The 17,198-nt window shown below is 46.6% G+C and carries 15 protein-coding genes; 7 read left to right on the forward strand and 8 right to left on the reverse strand.

Going from position 1 to position 17,198, the window contains the following annotated elements; genetic code table 11:
* Window positions 1–35: 35 nt before the first annotated feature.
* The 4 genes from CN378_RS14215 to CN378_RS14230 all read right to left on the reverse strand — a co-directional run bounded on the left by CN378_RS14215 (window position 36) and on the right by CN378_RS14230 (window position 5,622).
* Window positions 36–2,948, reverse strand: a complete 2,913-nt coding sequence (locus tag CN378_RS14215; RefSeq protein ID WP_098352959.1) for a bifunctional diguanylate cyclase/phosphodiesterase — start codon at window positions 2,946–2,948, stop codon at window positions 36–38.
* Window positions 2,949–3,103: 155 nt separating this feature from the next.
* A complete protein-coding gene (locus CN378_RS14220; protein WP_098352961.1) occupies window positions 3,104–3,475 on the reverse strand; it encodes a YisL family protein in 372 nt (123 codons plus the stop codon).
* Between the two features lie 72 nt (window positions 3,476–3,547).
* Window positions 3,548–4,417, reverse strand: a complete 870-nt coding sequence (locus CN378_RS14225; RefSeq protein ID WP_098352963.1) for a fumarylacetoacetate hydrolase family protein — start codon at window positions 4,415–4,417, stop codon at window positions 3,548–3,550.
* 23 nt (window positions 4,418–4,440) lie between these two features.
* The gene (locus tag CN378_RS14230; RefSeq protein WP_098352964.1) at window positions 4,441–5,622 is read right to left on the reverse strand and encodes a DUF418 domain-containing protein; all 1,182 of its coding nucleotides are present in this window, start codon (window positions 5,620–5,622) and stop codon (window positions 4,441–4,443) included.
* 129 nt (window positions 5,623–5,751) lie between these two features.
* Between CN378_RS14230 and CN378_RS14235 the strand changes: the two genes are divergently transcribed.
* From CN378_RS14235 to CN378_RS14260, 6 genes are all read left to right on the forward strand, one after another.
* Window positions 5,752–5,973, forward strand: coding sequence for a spore germination protein (locus CN378_RS14235; RefSeq protein WP_098352966.1), 222 nt, complete (start codon window positions 5,752–5,754; stop codon window positions 5,971–5,973).
* Window positions 5,974–5,985: 12 nt separating this feature from the next.
* A complete protein-coding gene (locus CN378_RS14240; RefSeq protein ID WP_098352968.1) occupies window positions 5,986–6,207 on the forward strand; it encodes a spore germination protein GerPB in 222 nt (73 codons plus the stop codon).
* Between the two features lie 33 nt (window positions 6,208–6,240).
* Window positions 6,241–6,870, forward strand: coding sequence for a spore germination protein GerPC (gene gerPC, locus CN378_RS14245; protein WP_098352970.1), 630 nt, complete (start codon window positions 6,241–6,243; stop codon window positions 6,868–6,870).
* Complete coding sequence (locus CN378_RS14250) at window positions 6,845–7,021, forward strand: spore gernimation protein GerPD (protein ID WP_098352972.1); 177 nt, start codon at window positions 6,845–6,847, stop codon at window positions 7,019–7,021. The genes gerPC and CN378_RS14250 overlap by 26 nt, the downstream gene beginning before the upstream one ends.
* 24 nt (window positions 7,022–7,045) lie before the next feature.
* The gene (locus CN378_RS14255) at window positions 7,046–7,435 is read left to right on the forward strand and encodes a spore germination protein GerPE (protein ID WP_257141152.1); all 390 of its coding nucleotides are present in this window, start codon (window positions 7,046–7,048) and stop codon (window positions 7,433–7,435) included.
* An 80-nt stretch (window positions 7,436–7,515) separates the two neighbouring features.
* Window positions 7,516–7,734 carry a spore germination protein gene (locus tag CN378_RS14260; RefSeq protein ID WP_098352976.1) on the forward strand — a complete coding sequence of 73 codons (219 nt, stop codon included), beginning with the start codon at window positions 7,516–7,518 and terminating at the stop codon, window positions 7,732–7,734.
* Between the two features lie 50 nt (window positions 7,735–7,784).
* Here CN378_RS14260 and CN378_RS14265 read toward each other — a convergent pair whose 3' ends face one another.
* The 3 genes from CN378_RS14265 to addB all read right to left on the reverse strand — a co-directional run bounded on the left by CN378_RS14265 (window position 7,785) and on the right by addB (window position 15,422).
* The gene (locus CN378_RS14265; RefSeq protein WP_098352978.1) at window positions 7,785–8,087 is read right to left on the reverse strand and encodes a hypothetical protein; all 303 of its coding nucleotides are present in this window, start codon (window positions 8,085–8,087) and stop codon (window positions 7,785–7,787) included.
* Between the two features lie 92 nt (window positions 8,088–8,179).
* Window positions 8,180–11,947 (reverse strand): helicase-exonuclease AddAB subunit AddA, encoded by a 3,768-nt coding sequence (addA, locus tag CN378_RS14270; protein WP_098352980.1) that lies wholly within the window; start codon window positions 11,945–11,947, stop codon window positions 8,180–8,182.
* On the reverse strand, window positions 11,940–15,422 hold the full coding sequence (gene addB / locus CN378_RS14275) for a helicase-exonuclease AddAB subunit AddB (RefSeq protein ID WP_098352982.1): 3,483 nt from the start codon (window positions 15,420–15,422) through the stop codon (window positions 11,940–11,942). Before addB ends, addA begins: the two co-directional genes overlap by 8 nt.
* Window positions 15,423–15,585: 163 nt before the next feature.
* Here addB and CN378_RS14280 point away from each other — a divergent pair, with 163 nt between their 5' ends.
* Complete coding sequence (locus CN378_RS14280) at window positions 15,586–16,743, forward strand: MFS transporter (protein ID WP_098352984.1); 1,158 nt, start codon at window positions 15,586–15,588, stop codon at window positions 16,741–16,743.
* On the opposite strand, the gene CN378_RS14285 is transcribed toward CN378_RS14280, so the two are convergent.
* Entirely contained in the window at window positions 16,740–17,126 is a 387-nt protein-coding gene (locus tag CN378_RS14285; RefSeq protein WP_098352986.1) for a VOC family protein, read from the reverse strand. The genes CN378_RS14280 and CN378_RS14285 overlap by 4 nt on opposite strands.
* Window positions 17,127–17,198: the final 72 nt, after the last annotated feature.

Here is a 17,198-nt window from a genome sequence, read left to right on the forward strand (position 1 = left end):
CTGTAGCTGAGCAACTCTAAAGGCATTGGTTTTTTTTATTGCTCCTGATTCGTCACGAGGTGCATCCCACTTAAAAATGTGTTCATTTTATCCAGTGGCATCGGTCTTTCAATGAGAAACCCCTGGGCAAAATCACAGCCAAGCTGCTTGAGTAATTCCATTTGTCCCTCGGTTTCCACCCCTTCAGCCACTACCTTCATATTCAACCCCTTGCCCATGGTGGAAATGGATTGGACGATCGCTACATCCGGTGTATAGTCACCCATGTTCTGAACAAATGTGCGGTCGATTTTCAGAATGTGAAGGGGCAGATGCTTCAGGTAACTCAACGAAGAGTAGCCCGTCCCGAAATCATCCATCGCAAGCTTCACCCCGAGATCAGCAAGTGACTTCATGACGTCGATTGTATGAGCCGAGTCCTGCAGCATGATGGTTTCCGTCAACTCCAGACAGAGGTATTCCGCCGGCAGCCCGGATACCTGCAGCGCTTCCTTCACTTCACATAGAAATGTAGGGTGCTGGAATTGCTGTGCAGAAACATTCACTGAGATATAGAATTCCCCACATTCAGCATCCATCCATTCCTTCAACTGGATGCAGGATTCGACCAGAACCCATTTTCCGATATCATGGATCAGCCCTGTCTCTTCTGCGAGGGGAATGAATTCTCCCGGCGAGATCAATCCCCAAACCGGATGCCGCCATCTTAGCAGTGACTCACACCCAATGAGGGATTGATTTGCTATGTGAATGATCGGCTGAAAAGCGATGAATAGCTCCTGCCTTTCAACGGCTCTCCGCAGATGGGCTTCCATTTCAACCTTTCTCGTAATCTCTTCTTCCATGTCCCTTGAAAAATAAACGGTGTTATTCCCACCCTTTGATTTCGCCCAATTAAGGGCTGAATCGGCATTTCGCAACAAATCGCCTGATTCTTCCCCATCCCGGGGATATAGACTCGCGCCGATACTGACTGACATGTAAAACTCTTTCCCCTGATACGTGAATGGTGCCTGGATAGTATCCAATATCGCCTGTGTCACGCCTGATATGGTGGATTCATTTACCTCTTTCGTGAGCAGCACGGTAAATTTATCCCCGCTGAAACGCCCCATGTACGCACCTTTAGGAAGAATGCCCTGAATCCTCTGGGAAAGTTCTTTAATGATTAAATCTCCCGCCCAATGACCAAGAGTGTCATTGATCATCTTAAAACGATCCATGTCCAGAAATAGTACCGCGAGTTCCCGTTTTTTCTTATGGGCCCTCTGGATATGCTCATCGACGATTTCCTTGAATTTCGTCTTATTAGGCAGATCGGTTTCACCGTCGTAATAAGCAAGCTGTGTGATTTTCTTCTCGAATTGACGCTCTTTCGTGACATTCCTTCCGATCCCGAAGATTCCCACACATTCTCCATCAACGGTGATGGGGATGTTCTTGATCTGAAAAAAATTCACTTCACCGTTCTTGGATGCAATGGGCAGATCATAATACTGCTCCCTTCCATCCATGGCACGGTAAAAATGCCTCCTGACCCTCCCCACGTCCTCTTCCCTGATAAATTGGAGGGCGGATTTCCCAAGGATTTCTTCCCTCGTAAATCCAAACGTTTTCATGAAGGAAGGGTTCAGGGAATTGAATCTGCCTTTCAAATCGGTACTGTAGACAAAATCCGTATTATTATCAAACAGTGACCGGTAATACTCCTCGGAGACCTGGATATTCTGTGTTAATTCTTTAATATCCTTTTCAGCTGTATTGATTAAATGAGTTAAACTCATCATGGCATCGGCTTCAGGCGTTAATTGAAAATCAATTTTCATATCCTTGACGGGTTCCCGTCCCCCCTCGGACAATCCAAGATACGTCAAGGAATGAGCCATTAGTTTGGGCTTGGTCCCGCTTCGGCCGAATTCTCCATAAGAGAAAAACCCGCTCACAGGAGAAATATGGTTGAAATAGGAGAGCTCTTGATCCGTCACGTCTCGTATGTACCTTCTCCTTGCTACACAATTGTACACAAAATGGGTTTCAACCGGATGACGTTTCAATCGGGTCAGGAGCTTCGTGGTGGAATCGATCAGATCCTGCACGCTGACAAATCCAAATGACACCCCCTCCCCCTCCGTCACTGCCTGACTGAGTTCAACGCTTCCATTCGGCAATACCTTGGTGATATAGACCGCCACCTTGTCATCCTTACCCTGTAAAAGAAATGGGAATTCGATTGATGAGTCAGGCAGCTCCTTGACAAATCGGTTCCCTAAATAGGTCTCAAGGATCCGGACGGGTTTCATATGATTGATTTCCTCAAGGACATTCCCTTGGGCTTTGGTGATGGTGAAGGCAGGCCCGACTTCCTGCCATTCTTCTATGGCGCATGACTGAATCGTCAACTCCTCCCCATTCAATGAGGCAGTCACGAATCCTTCACTTGAAATCCTGCGATTGGTGAATACGTAAGTCGGTCTCTTAGAAGGCAGATCAGAAGACACACCACCGATGATGTGGATTTCACCGCTTCCACCGGATGCTCCTTCCAAAAATTCCTGAACCCCAAGATGTAAGTGACTCGCAAAGATGATGAATGCTTTCGTTCCGGGTGTCCCCATCTTCTCGTACACTTGTTTACCGAGTGTGTAGCTTGAATCTGATTTCTCTTGTAAGAGAGCCTGGATCACCGTTTTTTCAAATACTGTAAATGATAAGACCATCTCCTTTACGGTCCTGCCATCCATCACTTGCCCGTTTGAACTGCAGCCAATGAGGGTTCCTTGTGGCAATAGCCGGTTTATGTGGGTTTGCAGCCCCTCTATGACCGCAAGGGGTGAATCTCCGACAAAGGCCTGGATCAGAAGGGAAGGATGTTGATCGATACCGTTCTCTTTAATAAATTGCTTGAGGGCACGTTCCCCTTGATATATGCATTGAAAGGACTTAACCATTTTCTACACCTACTTGAAAGTCATCGTTTCTATCAAAATACCACAATTCGACAGATTTGGATATCCATTTGTATGAAAATGATACTGTGCAAGATCCGACAACGGATTGAAAAGAAAAAAAGTTGACCCCCTTAAAGAGCCAACTTTTTTATACATTATGCAAATGGACGCCACCCCAGCGGCAAACGTAATCCGAGATACAGAACAAGTAGTAAAGAGACGACCATTAATATCCATAAAACATTGGTGCTCTTCCCTTTATTCGTTCGGACCAGAATCATTTCAAACATTCCGATCACCCAAATCCCCACTAATCCTTTGATGCCATAAAGGGCCGGATTGATTCCCTGATGCTTCCAGAATAATAGAGCACCGGTCAAAATGATCAGCAAGTAGAATAACCGTAAAATCATATGTACAATTTTCATGCCTTTTTTCTTTCCTGCACTATGCAAGCCAAACGCTACAAAGAAAAGAATGATGGCAACGACCCACGTTGTAATATGGGCATGTGTAGTATCAAACATATTGAACCTCCTACAGGTAGATAGTTTACGCTCATAATATTACCACAGTCTGTACAACAACAGAAATTTTAACTAGGCCTGTAACGGATTTGTCAATATTCCAAGTCCTTCGATCTCGATTTCCACCACATCTCCCTTTCTAAGGAAACGTGGAGGCTTGAACCCTTTTCCTACTCCCGAAGGGGTCCCTGTTGCAATGACATCCCCAGGTTCCAGGGTCATCCCTTTTGATAGAGTGGAAATAATCGTCGGGATGGAGAAAATCATTTCTCCCGTATTGGAAGATTGTCGGATCTCACCATTGACCCTGGTCGTGATGGACAGGTTTTGGGGATCTTCCACTTCATCCTTTGTCACAAGATAGGGTCCCATCGGGCATGTTGTATCCAGGCTTTTCCCAATAAAGAATTGGCCATGCTTTTTCTGAAGGTCACGGGCAGTAATATCATTAAGGATCGAGTAACCAAATACGTACTCCAACGCTTCATCAGGAGTGATTCCTCTCCCCTTCTTTCCGATGATGACGGCCAGTTCCCCTTCGTAATCAAGTTCTTCCGTTATTTGACCGTGATGAAGCACCGTTTCCTGGTGACCGACGACGGTATTGGTCGCTTTCGTGAACACCATGATTTCCTTGGGGATATCCTGTTCCCCACCCATTTCAATGGCATGATCACGATAGTTTTTCCCTACACACATAATATTTCTCTTCACTTCCGGGATGGGTGAGAGCCATTTCACTTCCTCCTGTGTATAGGAGCGGATGGCCCCATCATCCTCTTCAACGACACGTGCCACCTTCTGAAGAAACGCTTCCCCGCCTTCTATTCCCCTCAGTAAATCAACGGGTAAGTCACGGGCTCCGGCTAAATCAAGGATACGGCCATCCCTTTCCACCCCATATGTTTCTTTTCCTCCAACCTGAAAACTAACGAATTTCATCCTACCCATCTCCTTTTTCTGTCTTATCCCTTTTGAACAGTGTTGTTTCTTCCATAACTTAATACACGCCAGAGCTTTTCCACAGGACCGTATCGAAACTTGGATAACCAAATCTCAGAAACAATCACCTGTATCACATAAACACCCACTGCGAGCATCGTTCCTGTCGTTAGCGTAACTTCTCCGTAAAGTCCCAAACCATAAGAATAGAATATAAGGGTTCCGATGATCGATTGCATCAGATAGTTCGAAAGGGACATCCTCCCCACTGAAGCCAATGGCTTGCTCCATTTCATGATTTTTTCATTCAACAATAATAATGAAAGGATTACTGCATAAGATACTGATAAGAACGGACCTCCCAAAAAGTCCTGGATATAGGAATAAGCAAAATTAGGCTCAATGAAGAGCGGCAGCGACTTAATGATGATGCCGGCAAGCATCGTACCCGCACCGATCAGGAGCCATATGTTCTTCTTATCACGAACTTTCTCCAACAGCTGCAGTTTACTTGCTCCTGCCCCGATCATCATCATGGGAAGGATGGAAAGTAACAAGAATATAAGATTGTCAGGTGAATTGACTGTATACCAGTCCTGAAAACGCTGCGTCATGATAGAGCTGAAGCTTCCTGATGCATAGGCAGCGACTGAATTCTGCAGTGCGGCAATATTCGTATATTGCGTCACGCCCGTCGGATCGGCAAAGGTCATCAATACTAGTAAAATACTGAAGAAAGTTTGCGGCAACAGAAATAACATCCCTCCCAGCCACATCAACCCTTTTCCGGACATCCGCATAAATACAAGAAGAATCAAACCAAATACGGCGTAATTGATCAGGATATCCCCCGACCAGATCAGGAAGGCATGGATACATCCGATTCCCAATAAGATAAGAAGTCTTCTGATACCAAACAGGTAGAAGGAAGTCCCCTTTTCCGTTGCCCTTTGCTGCTGGATTCCTAACCCATATCCAAACATCATGGCAAACAGGGGGTAGAAACTGGCTTGTACCAGCACATCGATCCAAGGATACAACGCGGTATCTTCAGGTGTTTTCCACCAGGTGTATGGATCAAGATAAAGAAATGGTGAATGAAAAGAAATCATATTGATGATAAAGATGCCAAGCAGCGAGAATCCCCTGATCACATCAAGGGTCACAATACGTTCTGAATGTTCAATTGGCGACATGGTGTTCATTTCGTTTCCTCCGAAAAAAGTTTCATGATTCTATTCTAACCCGAAATGGAAAATTAGGCGATTATCACCTATTCCGTTCCTTAACATAGAATAACAATAATTAACTTTGTCTTAAAGGTGTGAGTCACAATGCCCGCAATCGTAGGAATTGCACAAGTCGTAAATGTCGGTTCCAGTGCCGTTTTTCATATCGGGGATGTCTTTAATATCAGCCCCATTTCCACAGCCAAGACCTTTGCCGGGGCGGGTTCATTCATCACCGGTAAGGGGATTTCGGTCTATAATGAAAGCTCCTTGACCTACACCATCGATGACGATGGAATGGATCAGGGAATAAACTTAAATTTATGAGTGTGATGCCGAATGTCGAATTATTATATTCAACAGTCCATACAGATTCAATTTATTAAAATCGGGGGGATGTCGAATTCTTCCATCCTTCAGATCGGAACATGCGGTCAGATCACAACCAATGACTTCCTCTATAATACAGGGGGCTATACAGAGCCTGCCCCGGAAGCCGAGAAGAACGGATCCACCACACCCTCTGTCACACCGCTCGTTCCACTCCAGACGCCAAGATAAAAAGAAAACGCGACAAAAGAAAGAGGTGGCAGGATGAATAATTACTATATGACCCCCCAACAACTCTATCAATATATCGAAATGCTCAACTCGAAAATTGTCGCGCTGGAAAAAAAAGTGAATGACCTTTCACAGGAGCTGACCACTCTCAGGGATACGCCGAAAATCAATGTTGAAAAAATCGAATACAAATTCGACCAGCTCAAAGTGGAGTCCCTGGACGGAACGCTGAATATCGGTCTGAATCCGAGTAACCTGAAAGAAACGATTGAAGATTTGGCCGTCGAGCCCAATATCGACGTCAAATCCATAAAGAACATTGAACCTTATAAGGAGAGAATATCCGCGGAAATCAAAGCGTATATCGATTCAGAACTGCCCGGTCTCATCCAGGACAATGAAATGCAATTCCAGCGTACACTTGATTCATCCTATTACGAAATGATCAAGCAGGATTTATTGAATCAGATGCCGCAGAGGATCGAATTTTATTTACAAAACATCCCGTATATCGAATCGAAACAGCAGGAAGGAGAATGGGAGCGGAAAATCATCGACAAAATCAAAAAAGACATCCAGACCGCCCTTTTCTCCTTTATGTCTCAAATCCCAGATCATATGGAAGGAATGAAGAACAATGAACCTCCAGGTAATCAATCGTGAATTATCCGTCGGAAATATCGATATTGCAGGAGTGGCCAGCTCCTCTCTTGTGCTCGTCGGGGATGCAGATATCATTCAACTCGCCTCGGCATTCGATACCCCGCCTGAATCACTGATCATCGGTCCATTCGTTCCACTCACCCCTAAGTGATTTATGCTTAAGAGATACTCGATTGTGAATTCATTAGAAGGTATCACTCTGGCCTTTAGCTCGCTTTACCAAATTGGGGATTCCCAGAACATCAACGCTTTATCAAAAGCGTATGCCGTTCAACGTGAGAAGGAATTCTTCTTAACGAGCGAGGGGAACTTTGATTCCGAAGTGTTTACCAGTCCGATCGAATTGCCCCGCATTAACCCGGACATCCGGGTTAACCGTTTAAATCTGTGCCCGATCAAAGTGAATAATATCTATATACGCGCTACCGCCTTTTCATCCATCATCCATATCGGTAACACATCGAATGTGTATATGGAGGCAAGGGTGAAAAACATACGTCAGTTGGAAAGTAAAGAAGGTGGAGAGCCGCCTCAAACCATCGAAACAATCGAATCCCCTGATTGATTCCTACCTCTCTTGTATGAACGTTACTGTTAAATTCACATAGCCTGATAATATAGACCAAAGAAAAGAGGATGTTGATTATGCCCGCATTAGTAGGTCCTGTTGCGATTCTTAACGTGGGAGGTGGGAATGTCCAATTTGGTGATACAGCCATTATTTCCCCTAAATCCGCTTCAAAAACGTTCGGTGGGGCAGGTGGTTTCAATACCGGTCCCTTTCAGTTAAGCTACAATGTCTTCAGTGTAAACACCACTTTTGACTGCAACGTCGTAGATCAGCCAATAACAGGAAATAACTAAAAAAAACAAAAAGCCCTTTCGCAGGCTTTTTGTTTTTTTTATGGTACCGGCTATCGTTTCTTCCTGCGCTCATGGCTTTTCTTTGTTTTGATTAATTTGGTGGGCGGCTGCTTTCGGACCCATTTAATGAAGGCACGGATCTTATCGTCTTTTCTTAAATCTTCAATTGTGTTTAACCTCACTCCCAATTCATCGTTTGTATATAGGGAGTGGATCTGTTTATGACATGGAATGCAAAGCTGTGCCGTGGGCAGGAAAGTGCCCCCCACCTCTTTAGGTGTCAGGTGATGGATTGTGGTTTCGACATTCTGCCTGGAGCATAATTCACACGTACCGACCGTTTTTTTACTCATCTTCCACCATTCCTCGAAAAGTGATTAGTATAGCTATTCCCCCTATCACCTAAAAAAAACACTTCGAAGCCTGGCTTCGAAGTGTTCTCTCTTTACAACTCCAGTACATGTCCCCCATCAAAGAAGTATAGATATTTTTCTGATACTGGTTCTTTCCAGATGGATTCCAAAGCCCGGGTATATAATTCGATCTGCACTTTATATCTTTCAAGGAGGACTGGCCTTGCTTCAGGGAAGCCGCCTGTATAACGGTCATGGATACCGTCTGTCTTGTAATCGAGCAGGACGACTCCCGACTCATCCCTGAAGACACAGTCGATGACCCCTTGAACGAGGATCGTTTCTTCAGGGGCACCTTCACCTGTTTCCGATATTTCACTCAAAGGAACACTCATACTGAATGGGATTTCCCGCTGGATTTCCCTGGCACTTGCCATTCGCTTGCCGAGTCCCGTTTCGAAGAACCCGACGATGTGATCGACTGAGATCGCCTGTTTCTGTTCTTCCGTCATGATTTCTTTATGGACCAGCGTCGATAACAACTCTTCCACCTTCTCCACAGACGGTACCCCGTCTGTAAAAGAGATATGCTGCATGACTGTATGCATGGCGGTTCCTTTTTCAGCAGGAGACAGTTCTTTGGATTGCATGAATTGAGGTCGATTGTAGACCGGCTTCTGATGTCGCCTCAGAATATCGATCCCTGCTGCTTCATCCCTTATTTCAACCATCCGCTTCAGCTCGGAAACCGACTGCTTCGAACGTAGATTTGTCGCACGCATGTGAGGATACTTCCAAGACAGGCGGTGCAGGACCTCATCTTTATGGACGGACTCCACTTCCACTTCCGCTCCATTTTTCACCTGCTCTTTCCAATTGTCGCTTTCACTCGATGACTCTTCATCATCAGCAACAAGCTCAGACTTATGAATCGTCGTGATTTGAAAGCAGGATGGATGATTCAGAATCTCTTCATTGATTCCTCTCTCCTCTTGCATACCTTCTTCCAAAAGCTCACCGCAATGGGGATGACGCATGAGGGACGGACCTACCCAATCAAGGTAGGAACTCGCCGCGGCACGGTCATAGTCAGATAATAACCATTCTGTCTGACTCAGGGCACCCCGCCATTTCTTGAGCGATTTCTCCAGGCTCTTCACGGTCCCCACCAGGAACAACTTCTCCTTGGCACGGGTCAATGCCACATAAAGCACCCGCATTTCCTCGGAGATCGCCTCCATCCGCTTCTTCCGCTTGAATGCCAATTGGGGCAGGGAAGGGTAGCTGATCCGTTTATCTGCATCGGTATATTTCACAGCCAAACCGAGATCTTTATCCAATAAGTAAGATGCATTCAAGTCCATGAGGTTGAATTGCTTAGACGTCCCCGCAACAAATACAATGGGGAACTCAAGGCCCTTACTGGAGTGGATGGTCATTAAACGCACCACATCTTCCTGTTCACTCAGGGCCCTCGCGACTCCGAGGTCGTCCCCACGTTCCCTCATCCGGTCGATGAATCGCAGGAAGCGGAATAATCCCCTGAAGGAAGTTTCTTCATATTGCCGGGCACGGTCATAAAGGGCTCTTAGATTAGCCTGACGCTGCTTTCCTCCGGCCATTCCCCCTACATAATCATAGAATCTTGTATCCCGGTACAGCTGCCAGATCAATTCCGTCACCGACCCCTGCCGCGCTTTCGTCCGCCAATTCTCAAGGTGATACAGGAACACTTTGATCTTTTCAAAGGTTTCCTCTTCACGGGGATTCCCCGGCTTTTCACCGGCGAATTTCTTCACGGCTTCATAATACGTCCCCGCCCGTGAATGAATCCGGATACTCGCAAGACCCTGCTCATCCAGTCCCACAATCGGGGACCTGAGAACGGAGGCGAGGGGGATATCCTGGTACGGGTTATCGATCACTTTCAACAGTGAGAGCATGATGGCAATTTCGGTCGCCTCGAAATACCCTGTAGATAAATTCGCATAAATCGGTATTCCCTGGCGCTTGAACTCTTCCATGATTTCAGCAGCCCAAGGCATGGAGCGAAGCAGGATCACGACATCACGGTATTGAATCGGGCGCTCCGTCTTCGTCTTCGCATCATAGATCGGTGTGCGTCCCTCGATCATGCTTTTCACTTTATTAGCCATATAGCGGGCTTCAAGGACGGATTTCTCGATATCTCCTTCATCAAAGATGGACAGTTCCTCTTCCCCGGCACTTGAAGAAGGTTCCTCCCCTTCCTGATCGATGATGGCCATTTCAATGGGATACTCCTTCTCTTCCGGATACGCAGCACCCTTTACAAGCTCGGCTTCCTGGTTATATTCCATTTCCCCGACGGATGTGCCCATGATTTGCTTAAATAAGAAGTTCGTCCCTTCTAATACTTCTTTCCGGCTTCTGAAGTTCTGGGAAAGGTCGATCTTCAACCCTGCTTCCCCGCTGACAGGAAGGAACCGCGTATACTTGCCTAAAAACAGATTCGGTTCCGCTAATCGGAAGCGGTAGATGGATTGCTTCACATCTCCCACCATAAAGCGGTTCCCGGCTGCCTCTCGTTCTTCTGTAATGAGGAGGAGAATGGATTCCTGAACCATATTCGTATCCTGGTATTCGTCGACCAGTACTTCTTTGAATTTATCTTTATAAAGATTGGCTGCCGCTGAAGGGACTAACCTATCGGATGAAGGGTCTCTTAATATATCGAGGCAGAAATGCTCCAAATCGGCAAAGTCGACGAGCCCCTTCTCCTCTTTCACTTGTCTGAAACGTTTTCCGAATTCGATCACCACTTCTGCCAGGGTGTGGATCACGTCCTTCATTTTCTTCATATCTTCAAGGAATGACGCGGGCCTTCTGGAGAAGTAATCCTCCTGAAGCTTTTCCAGGGTCTTCTTTCCCTGATCCCGCAGCTTCTTCGCCTCATCCACTATTTCTTTATTGTAGTCGTCCCCCCGACACGCTTTTAGCTTTGTGAAGGGAAGGGTTTGAATGCTTTCATATAAATCGTTCCAGGAAATGGACAGACTTTCCTCCAGGCTCTCGACGATCTCGATATCGCTTAGGAAATTCTCAGCTCTCGGGCCCGGTCCCCCGGGCACACGGGTGAGCTCCAATGCGCGCTGAAATAAGCTTTTCGCACCATGCAGCTGTAACCGGATATCTGTCAATAGAGGCTGGATGAAGGATAGCCCGTCAATTTCTGCCCCATCTTCGACCTCGTACATTTCTTCCAACCCAAGAAGCCATCCATCAGGATTCGGGTGGGACCTGGAAAAGTCATACAGCCTGCGGATCATATCCTGCAGGGCTCCATCACTTCGATCGTTCGTAAACGTATCCACAAGCTTAAAGAAGTCATGATTATCCTCTTTGCCATACTCTTCTTCAAACAGATCATCAAGTACCTCGTCCCGAAGCAGATCACCTTCTGTTTCATCCGCGATCCTGAAACCCGGATCGATATCGATGAGGTAGTAATATTTACGTATCACTTCAAGGCAAAAGGAATGAAGGGTGGATATGGACGCCCGGTTCAGGAGGCTCAGCTGCTTCCTTAAATGATGGGAATGGGGATCCTCATCGATTGCCTTCTCGAGTGCACTCCCGATCCGATGCCTCATTTCAGCAGCAGAAGCATTGGTAAAGGTAACAACCAATAACTCATCCACATCGATTCTGTCCTCTTCTGAGAGGATCTTCTGAATGATCCTCTCTACCAATACAGCCGTCTTCCCTGATCCCGCGGCTGCAGCCACAAGAATATCCTGCCCCTTCGCCCAAATCGCATTCCACTGATCATCTGTCCATGTTACATGATCCGGTTTCGCCGGAATCGTCCCATTACTCATTGGATTCTACCTCCCCTCTCACTTTCGCCAATAAATCTTCCGGTTTTGCCGTCGGCAGCACCCTGTACTCATTTTCTTCCAATGACTGATCAAATTGACAGACAGACCGGAACGAACAGAATTGACAAGGTGTCCTGTCTTTCAGCTTGTATGGAGCAATGTCCGTCTCACCAGAGATGATCCTGTTCCCTGACGTTTCATAGAGCTTTCTGACATGTTGACGCATATAATGAAAGTCTTCCTGCGTGGCCGCTTTTGAACGGGAGGATAACGAGCCATCCTTCTTGATCCCTGCTGAGATGATATCTGAATTCCCCGTGTCGAGGGTTTGATCCATCAACCGGACGATGTCTGAATCCCCAAGGACGAGTCCCTTCATTTTAAAGCTCTTGAAAATTTCTTTTTCGATTTGATCCAGGGTCAGGATCTTCTTACTGTTGATCATAGGGTTGTGAACATGGAAATAGAGCACGCCGGCAGGCTTCGCTTCCTTCCCGACGAATTGTTTCGAGTTCGTCAATACGATATCCAAATACGTCAGCATTTGAAGGGCCAAACCATAATAAACTTCAGTCATATCGAGATCCCTTGCGCTCGATTTGTAATCGACGATTCTAAGATACACGCCGCTTGCGTCCTCCGCCTTGTCCACCCGGTCGATCCTTCCCTGCAGTTCCATTTTTGTCCCGTTTCTCAATTGGAACTGAAACGGCGGCAGGGTCGCATGAGGACCGAAACCAAGCTCGACACCCACAGGCACAAATCCGCTCGCCTTCGCATGTTCACTCAGGATCAGGCTCGCACGGCTTATGATTTGCTCAAGTTTCTGCGCGATATAATAATGGCGGTTCGAGCTTAATAAGATCTGGTGCTGAAGCTTCGGTGCCAGCATCAAAACCGCTTCCTTCGCCAACTGCACACACTGGGCTTTCGAAAGTGACGCCCACGTCAAACCATGACGCTCCACTTCCTCCGATATCCACTTTAATGCCGAGTGGAACATTTCACCGATATCCGGTGCCTCTAATTTGAAGAAATCGCGCTCCCTGAGCTTTAGTCCATGGCTGGCAAAATGAGAAAACGGGCAGCTGTGAAACAGCTCCATCCGGGAAACACTCGCCAGGATATGGTCCCCGTACAGCTCTTTGCTCGTGTCCTCTGACAGCTGATTTCCCCGATTTTCATAAAAAAGACTGGAGAGGATATGGCGGGAATGCCATTTCCAGTCATTGGACGCCGTATAGAAGTTATACACGTCCCACCAGAAATCATGAATCGGATAGTCCCGCTTCTTTAACTGGAGCTGAGACGTCAGATGGGAAATCGTCACATTCGGATGGCAGACATAATGAAGCTGATCTTCTTCAGACAATTCCGATGGCTCGTTGATAAGAAGTTTTGTATGTGCTCCCGGGAACATTTCATTCAATCTTTTGATAAACGAAGAAGGCAAGAGAGCCTTTCCTTCCTCATTGGCGATCGGATAGCTGATGAAGAGGCGTTCGCTCGGGGTCGTAAAGGCTTTATATGCCACAAACTCCTCATCCAACAGCTTCGTCCTGTTACTCGGTGCGATCTTGAATCCTCTCCTGATCAACGACTCACGGTCTTCATCAGACAGGACCCCGTCTTCATTCATTTTCGCCGGTAGGATCCCATCGTTCACTCCGATGATGAACGCGGCTTTGATATCGCCAAGCCTTGATTTTTCCAGGTCGGCAATAATGACCTGGTCAATGGCAGGCGGGACAAGCGAGAATTCCATCGTTTCGATCCCTGCATCAAGGATGGATGAGAATCTTTTCATGGTCGTTTCTTCATCACCAAGCATCTCTACATATTGATCAAGCAGATCCATCACCGCGGACCACGCCTGATCATGTTCCCTCGCTGCGATCAAGTCGCCTTTTTCCTCTGCTTCCATACGCATGCGTTCGAGCTTTGCGGGTATATCCAACTCTTCCAGATACAGATAAAGGGCCTCACAGAATTCCCGGCCCGTGGACCGCTTTTTTAATCGTTTTCCAAGACGGATGATCGGTGCCGAGATAAATAACCTCAGCTCATTGATCTCATGTTCAAGCTCCCTTTCCCGGTCGGTCTGTGGCGCGTCCACATGTTCAAGTCCGCGGAAACGACGGTATTTCCAACGGTCCTTCTTCGTCCATCGGTCTCCCTTTATGCCATAAGCCAGCACATAGTTCTCCAGCCGGTCCATCTTTTCACGCAGATCGGTGGGATTCTTCTGATAAGGAAATAAGAGATCTGTTTTCACCGCCCGGAAGACAGGCTCATATCTCCAGTTGGTATTCATGATTTCAAGCGTTGAACGAATAAGCTCGATGAGGGGATGGTTCAGCATCGTCCGTTTCTGATCAAGGAAAAACGGAATCGAATGATCCTGAAAGATCGTTTCGACCTTATCACGATAATCCTGGCTGTTTCTCACCAATACAGCGATATCCTTGTACCGGTACCCTTCTTCCCTGGCAAGCTTACGGATCTCCCTTGCGATCCCCTCGACCTCTGCACGACGGTTGGAGGCTTCCAGAAATTCGATGGAGCTCTTCCCTTCATTAAAAGGAACCGTTGGCCGGTCTTCAAAATGACGTTCTAAATGAAGCATCGTTTCATGACGGAAACGAATCGGTTTAGTCATCACTTCTTCTTCCACCGACTCGCCTGCAGCACGGCACATATCCTGAAGAGTATGATAGGTTTCATTCGTCATCCGATACAGGCTCAACTCGTTCATCGCCCCCATCGGCTGCTCGGGATCCGCTGTAAGGGCGACCGTTACTTTTTTCGTATGCTGAATGAGCTGATCGATGATGAGATACTCCTGCGGCGTGAAGCTATGAAAGCCGTCTATGTAAATTTCCGCTTCTTTCAGAAGCCCGGAGTTTTTCACATGATCAGCCAGCAATTGAAAATAATCTTCTGAATCAATGTATTTGCCAAGGAGCTTTTCCTCGAATTTCCCATAAATCAGTTCAAGGTCATGAAGCTTATCCTTCAATACCTTGGACCGCTCACTGTCCCCTTCAAATCCTTGGAGGTCAAGAGGGGAAATACAGTATCGTTTGAATTCCTTCACAATCGTTTCCACATGATGAATGAACCCCGGCTTTTCCGAGGCTTTGGAGAAAATATGCAGATGTTCCTTGTTTTCATCTATAATCTTACGGATCATCATATTCAAACCGACATCTGACAGATGATAACGGCTTATCCCACCCGTCTCCTGGAGGATCTTCCATGCAAGACGCGTGAAGCTGAACACCTGTCCACGGATCATACCGTTCAATCCAGGCGTGTTCACAAGCTCATATTCCGATATAAAGGACATTTGATCCGGTACGACATAGATGATGGGATCCCCATTCGGCGCTTCCAACAGGCTCTGTTTCATCTCACCCAATATGCGATGGGTTTTCCCCGTACCTGAGCGTCCGAGAATAAAACGTACAGACATCCTCTCACTCCTTTTCTTATACTCTATCTATTCTAACCCAGAGGGTCTATGATTTTTTGTATAGGTTCATTATAGTACACAAGCCCAAATCTTTCCCGTCTCAATCTTGATTGAAAAAATTTGGAACATCTGCATACAGTAAAGAGAGGCAGGTGATTTCATCATGAATCAACATTTTATCAGGACCTCGGCTGTTCTTGTTGTAATGGCCGTGATGGTGGCTTGTAATATCTACACATTCGTCCCCATCTACGGGAACATCGCTTCCTCCCTTTCGATTACGCAGAGTGAAGCCGTCATGGCCGGGACTTCGTTTATCTTTTTTTACGCATGTGGCCTATTGACCTTCGCAAACGCCGCAGACCACTTCGGTAAAAAAAGGATCCTCGTCTGGGGAATGCTTGCATCTGCTGTCACATCGGCATTCGTGGGTTTTTCGGTTGACTTTTGGAGTCTATTTTTCACCAGGGGACTTCAGGGATTTTGTCTTGGGAGCTTTGCCCCTGTCGCCTTTAGTTATACGTATGATCTTTTCACGGGGAAAAAGAGGACCCTGCTTCTTGCCTTTATCAATTCCGGTTTTCTCTTCGCCGGCATCCTTGGTCAATTACTCAGTGAAGGAATCACACAATTCAGTGACTGGACGATCGTTTTTTTCTTTTTCGCTGTGGTGTATGCTTCCCTCTTTTTAGTAGGAAACCAAACGCTGCCACCCACAAAAATCAGATCGGTTTCTCCCTCACAACAGGTCGCCGCCATCGTGAAACTTCTCAAGAGAAAGGAACTTCTTTACTGCTACGGAATCGTGTTCACCCTTCTTGCTTCGTTCATTGCCTATTATGACAGCCTGACCCGCTACTTGTCAGGAGAGCCGGACCTGCTATTCTTCACCCGTGCAGTGGGACTGATCGGAGCCGGTTTATCCCTCTTTACAGGCCGACTCATCGAAGACATGGGAATCTATAAAACATTGTTCATCGGTGTCTGCCTATCGATCGTCAGTGTGGCGGCCGCTTTCCTGTATGCCTATATGAACGCGCCTTTCACCATCATCCTTTCCTCCATCCTATTTGTCTCGGCCATTTCTTTATTAATTCCGACCGTGATCACCCTGATCGGGGACATGAGCGGAGAAGGACGGAGCCAGGCCCTCAGCCTGTACTCTTTTCTATTATTAGGCGGAACAAGCGTGGCCCCGCTGGTCATCATGCAGCTTACTTACGTTCAATCCCTGCTTCTGCTTCTGGGCTGCTTTTTCTTTCATGCATGGATGGGGTGTTTATTGTATATGGGGCGGAGAAGATGGGAAGCGGGAAATTAGCTCCACACCTCCATCCTTTCCTCCAGATTCGAGGTGTGGAGTTCGAATTGTACATCATCCGGTGCCAGGAAATTGATGCTCCACCCTTTCCCTCTTTTCAAAGGTCCCCTTACAATAGGCACTTCCTTTTCCTTCAATCGTTTAACAGCTTCAAGAAACCCTTCCTCATCGATGGAAAAGGCAATGTGATGGATCCCATATCCCCTGGATGTTTCAAGGCTGTCTTTTTCCTGGAGACAGATCCATATGGGACCCCATTCCAAATAAACATCCCTCCGCCCCTTATGTATCAGCTTGGCTTGCATGATATTCAGATAAAAAGGGAGTGATTCTTCTAAACTGCCAGTATTGATTGTCAGGTGATTGAAGCCGGATATGTTCACTTTCAATCCCTCCTAGTGGTATATTCATTGTTTTACAGGGAAGCATACGTTTTCCCTTAAAATGACTCTGAT

The organism is Bacillus sp. AFS015802 (assembly GCF_002561455.1).
Lineage (GTDB): Bacteria > Bacillota > Bacilli > Bacillales > Bacillaceae_B > Rossellomorea.